Origin of the sequence: Fretibacterium fastidiosum (genome assembly GCF_000210715.1) — a bacterium.
In the GTDB taxonomy this organism is placed as follows: domain Bacteria; phylum Synergistota; class Synergistia; order Synergistales; family Aminobacteriaceae; genus Fretibacterium; species Fretibacterium fastidiosum.
Genome location: NC_021038.1, coordinates 1,462,445 through 1,466,979 on the forward strand (window position 1 = coordinate 1,462,445; position 4,535 = coordinate 1,466,979).

At 65.1% G+C, this 4,535-nt stretch carries 5 protein-coding genes; 2 read left to right on the forward strand and 3 right to left on the reverse strand.

Going from position 1 to position 4,535, the window contains the following annotated elements; all coding sequences use genetic code 11:
- Positions 1-608 (forward strand): 2-oxoacid:acceptor oxidoreductase family protein (locus SY1_RS06750; protein WP_208873180.1); only part of this gene is annotated, 608 nt, incomplete at its 5' end.
- A gap of 72 nt (positions 609-680) precedes the next feature.
- Here the strand turns inward: SY1_RS06750 and SY1_RS06755 are convergent.
- The 3 genes from SY1_RS06755 to SY1_RS06765 form a co-directional block, all read right to left on the reverse strand.
- Positions 681-1,202 (reverse strand): hypothetical protein, encoded by a 522-nt coding sequence (locus SY1_RS06755; protein ID WP_015556581.1) that lies wholly within the window; start codon positions 1,200-1,202, stop codon positions 681-683.
- Positions 1,203-2,042 (reverse strand): ParA family protein, encoded by an 840-nt coding sequence (locus SY1_RS06760; protein WP_208873181.1) that lies wholly within the window; start codon positions 2,040-2,042, stop codon positions 1,203-1,205.
- A gap of 74 nt (positions 2,043-2,116) precedes the next feature.
- Positions 2,117-4,036: a tetratricopeptide repeat protein gene (locus SY1_RS06765; RefSeq protein ID WP_208873182.1), complete on the reverse strand. Its 1,920-nt coding sequence runs from the start codon at positions 4,034-4,036 to the stop codon at positions 2,117-2,119.
- A 259-nt stretch (positions 4,037-4,295) separates the two neighbouring features.
- Here SY1_RS06765 and SY1_RS06770 point away from each other — a divergent pair.
- The coding region (locus tag SY1_RS06770; RefSeq protein ID WP_208873183.1) for a hypothetical protein at positions 4,296-4,535 on the forward strand (240 nt) is incomplete at its 3' end.

Consider the following 4,535-nt stretch of genomic DNA (forward strand, 5'->3'; position numbering starts at 1 on the left):
AGAGATATGAGATTCGTATCGCCGGCTCCGGTGGGCAGGGCGTCATCCTGGCGACGGAGCTGATCGGGCAGGCGATCACCTACCACGAGCCGGAGCTCTACGTGGTGCAGTCCCAGGCCTACGGACCGGAGGCCAGGGGAGGGAAGTCCAAGGCGGAGGTCGTCATCTCCTCGAAGCCGATCGACTACCCCAAGGTCATCGCCCCAAGCCTGCAGATCATCCTAACCCAGGCGGCTGCGGACGAGTTCGCCCCCGACACCATGCCGGGCGGGCGCATCGTGTACGACGACTTCTTCGTCACGGACATCCCCGGAATGAACCTGGAGAGCGGGGCCGGCAGCGTGGAGGCCCACGGGGGCATCGACGCTCGCGTCTACTCCCTGCCGATCATCAAGACGGCCCGCGAAAAGCTGGGGCGCGAGATCGTCACGAACATGGTGGCCCTGGGCTGCGTGGGGCGGGTGCTGGAGCTCGAAAAGATCGCCTCGCCCGACTCCCTGCGCAAGGTCATTCAGGCGCACTTCCCGGTGCCCAAGATCGCGGACCTCAACGTGGCGGCCTTTGACGCCGGGTACGAGATCTTCAGGAACAGCCCTCTTCCCGACTGAACCGGGTAAAAACCGTCGTTCAGACTCGCGAAGACGAGGCCGGCGCTTAAAAGCGCCGGCCTTTCGCTTGCCTTACGCGCGGAGCCAGAGGGTTGCCGCTCCGTTCTCGTCCCACTTTAAGACGGCCCTGGTGTCGTCCGTGAGCTGGCCGGCCGAACGGACGGGGGAAAGCGCCGCGCCCTCGGAGGGGAGCAGGTAGTAGGTGAAGCGGCTTGGGTCCGCCTCCGCGAAGTCCGCCCGCGCCGCCTCCGCGTCGAAGGGATGGCAAATGATCTCGGTGGCGGCTTGCAGCATCGTCTCCCACATGGGCCGATCCCTCTCGGACAGGAGGGCCAGCACCTCCTCCGGAGCGACGCCCCTGGGGACTTCCGGCTTCGGCCCTGGAGCCTCTGCCTGGAGGGCTATACCCTCCTCCGGGGCGACGGACGATTTCACGGGCTGAGCAGGCGCGGCGGACTGCGCCGCCTCTCCGGCCTCCTTCCGCTTGGCGGCCTCCACAGGCCCCGGCTCCCGCTCTTCCTCGGCGGAGTCAAAGACGCGAATGACCCCGGTGCGCAGATAGTCCTTCAGGTCAGGCCTCTTTTTCCTGGACATCTAGTTTTCCCCCTTGTGGTCTGCGCCCTGCGAGGGGCGGGGCAACGGAGCTGCGGCGGGCGTTTCCGGTGCCACAGCGGCTCCCTCGCACCGATCGAGGAACTCCTCGGTGGCCGCCTTGTAGTCCCTGGCGCCCGTGGAGCCGGGCGCGTAGGAGAAGATGGAAAGCCCCAGGCTCGATGCCTCGATCAGGCTGACGTTTTGGCGTATGTAGCTCTTGAAGAGCAGGCCGCCGAAGAAGTTCGCCACCTCCCGCTCGACCTCGCGGGCGATGAAGATCTTTGGGTTGTGGCGGGTCATGAGGATCCCCAGGAGCGTGAGGGCAGGGTTCAAGCGCTCGTTGAACAGGGGGATGGCCTCGTTCAGGAGCCTCAGGCCCGCCAGGCTGTAGAACCCCCCGTCCATGGGGACGAGGAGGCGGTCGGCCGCGGTCAGCACGTTGCGGGTGAACACGCCGAGTTGCGGCGGGCTGTCCAGCAGGACGTAATCGTAGCGGCTGGGGGGGAGGGCGGCCATGGATTCCCTCAGCAGCGTGTCGCGACCGAAGGGGCCCTCCGGGTTCAGCTCCGCCATGATGAGGTCCAGGGAGCTGGGGATGACGTCCACCCCTTCATGCACCGTCCTGATGTCGTCCCAGGATGCGTTTCCCGTGAGCAGGTCGAAAACCTGCGGGGTGTTGGGAGCGACGGTGACGCCAAAGCTCGTGCTCAAGTTGCTTTGGGGGTCCATGTCCACCACCGCGACCTTCTTGCCCATTCGGGCGAGGGCGACGGCCAGGTTCTGGCACGCGGTGGTCTTGCCCACCCCGCCCTTCAGGTTGCAAAAGCCTATCGTCAACAAAGAAAACACTCCTATTCGTTCTTCGTGCAGGCCGCAGTCCGCCTTGGGCGTCCCAAAGATGCCGGGACAGTCCCCTATTTTCTCCTGCCCGCCGAGGCGGGGGCGGGGCCCTCCTGCGTGGGGTGCTCCCCGCTGCGCGCCAGGAACGCCTCGACCTCCGCGTTGGGGTGGATGGCAAGGGCCTCCCGATAGCACGCCATGGCCTCGGCGGTCTTGCCGGCGTTGAGGAAGGCGTTGCCCTCGCGCACCTTCGCGTTGGCCGCCTGAAGGGCGCGGCGGTCGTGCAGGATGGCCTCGACGCGCTCGACCCACGCCTTCAGTTCTTCGTTGGGGAAGATCGCCAGGCTCTTGCGGTAGAGAGGGGCGGCCTCCTCGAGGCGTCGGTTGAGGTACAGGGCGTCCGCGAAGCGCGCAAGCCGCGCGGCATCCGCCCTCGTGCCGATGCCGAAGTCCTCCGGGCCGCGCGGCTCGGAGTCGACGCTCACGACCCTCTCCAGCTCGTCGATGCGCTTCTGCGCCGCCTCCGTGTCCCACACCCTTCGGCTCTCGAGGTATCGGATGAGGGCTTCCTTTGCGTTGCCCTTCCTGGCCAGAGCCTGTCCCTCCTGATAGAGGGCCGCGGCCTGCCTCTTTCGGCGCTCCAGAACGACGCGCAACTCATCGATGTGCTGTTTCAACGCGGCGTCCGGGTTGCTCACGATGCTTGCGGAGTAGTGGGCGATGGCCCCCTCGATGTCGTCGTCGCGCTCCATCGCGCTGCCCTCGCTCGCATAGCGGTTCGCGTCGGCCATGAGCTCGAGGCGCTGGCGGATGCGCGCCGTCCTCTCCTGAATGGCGTCCGAGGAGAGGACGGCGGCGGACCTCTCGTAATAGGCGATCGCGTCCTCAAAAAGCCTCTCCTGGTCGTAGGCGGAGGCGGTGTCGCGCAGCCACTCCGCCCGCTGCCGCTTGACGCGGAGCTCGTCGATCTCCTCCTCCTCCTTCCGGATGAGGGCCTCCCCCTCCTCGGTGGGCCACACGACCTGAGCCAGGCGAAGGCTCTTCAGCCCGTCGTCATGAAATCCCTTTGCGATCTGATCCGCCGCCTTGTCGCGAAAGTCCAGCGCGCGCAGGAAGCGCGAGTGCTTGGTGGCCATCGCCCTGAAGCCCTTTGCGATGTCCTGGTCCCTTGGGGCTGCCGCCTGGGCCTCGGCTCCCAGCCTCATGGCTTTCGCGTAGTCCTTCGCGTCCCAGGCCTCTTCGGCGCGCTCCCAGGTCTCCCAGGCCCGACGGGCGACCTCCGACTCCTGCAGGACCGCGCTGGGCAGGGTGACGCCGATCGTACTGCTGCCGCTCCCCAGGAAGACTCCAGCCCGGTTGAATGCGCTGACGGCGACCTCGCTGTCCCCCGCCTCGCTGCGGAAGATGACGAGGTCCGATCCCCCGTCTGCACTCAGGATGGCGGTGGAGGGATCGGCGATCCAGGAGAAGGAGGCCTCCCCGCTGAAGGCGGGGACGAACTGAGCTCGAAGCCTTATGGGGCGATTCGTCATGAGCGCGTCCTCGGACACGCTCGTCTTTTCCGTGGCGTCCCACAGCGTGACGAGGTCGCGCGAGACGACGACGATCTCGACGTCGTACTCCTTTGGCGTCACCGTCGTCTCGGCGTCGCCCAGGGAAGCTCCGCTATGGTCGTGGACGATGGCCGTTACCTTGATGGGAAGGGTGTTGACGGGGGTGAAGGCGCACTCGCGCCCCCCCGCGCGCAGCAGGACGGGCTTGACGTCGCCGCTAATGGCCCATTCGATGACGGCGTCGGGAGGGACGGAGGCGGGGTCTGCCGTGAGGACGACCTCCGTGCCCACGTGCGGTTCCCCCGCCATGAGGATGCCTGGCTGTGCCGCCTCCGCCGGGAGGCCAGGGTGCGTCAGGCTGAGGGCGAGGACCGACACGAGCGCCCCGAATCGCTTTGCACCCCATGGAAAAACCTCTGGAACGCGAAAAAGTCCTTTCATTGAGAGCATGAGGAATCTACTCCTTACGTCAAAAGGTCTGTAAGCCGCGGGGAAGGTCCGGAAAGCGGCCTCCGGTCGCCGTGGCGGGTTCGGGATATTTCGTTCCCGATGGGGGAAGGTGGCGACGTGATTTATGAAAACCCTGATTAAGTTCGTTGAGAACTGTCAACCGCATGAGCTCCCTTCAGTACCTGAAACTTTATCAGGCCGCGCGAAGCGCGTGGGGACTTTAAGGAAGCGCTGAAGGAGACCCTTACTTTTGATGAACCTTGATTGCTTTCAACAACTCTTTAAGATTAATCAGCGCTTCCTTATTTTTAATTTTACGCTATTTCAACGGGAAAATCCAACGGTTGCGTCGGCGGAAGTCGTTTGGAACGGACGTCCTGTACGGAGTGCGCCGCGCCCCTCTCAAAGAGAGGAAGCGTTGGGCAGTTTCTTGACTTTTTGTCGGGCCTGCCACATACTGACCCACATACGGACTTTGTTGGACAACGAA

Coding starts and splice junctions, on each gene's coding strand:
- SY1_RS06755 (WP_015556581.1), bottom strand. CDS start 1,202: ATGTCCAGGAAAAAGAGGCCTGACCTGAAGGACTATCTGCGCACCGGG.
- SY1_RS06765 (WP_208873182.1), bottom strand. CDS start 4,036: ATGAAAGGACTTTTTCGCGTTCCAGAGGTTTTTCCATGGGGTGCAAAG.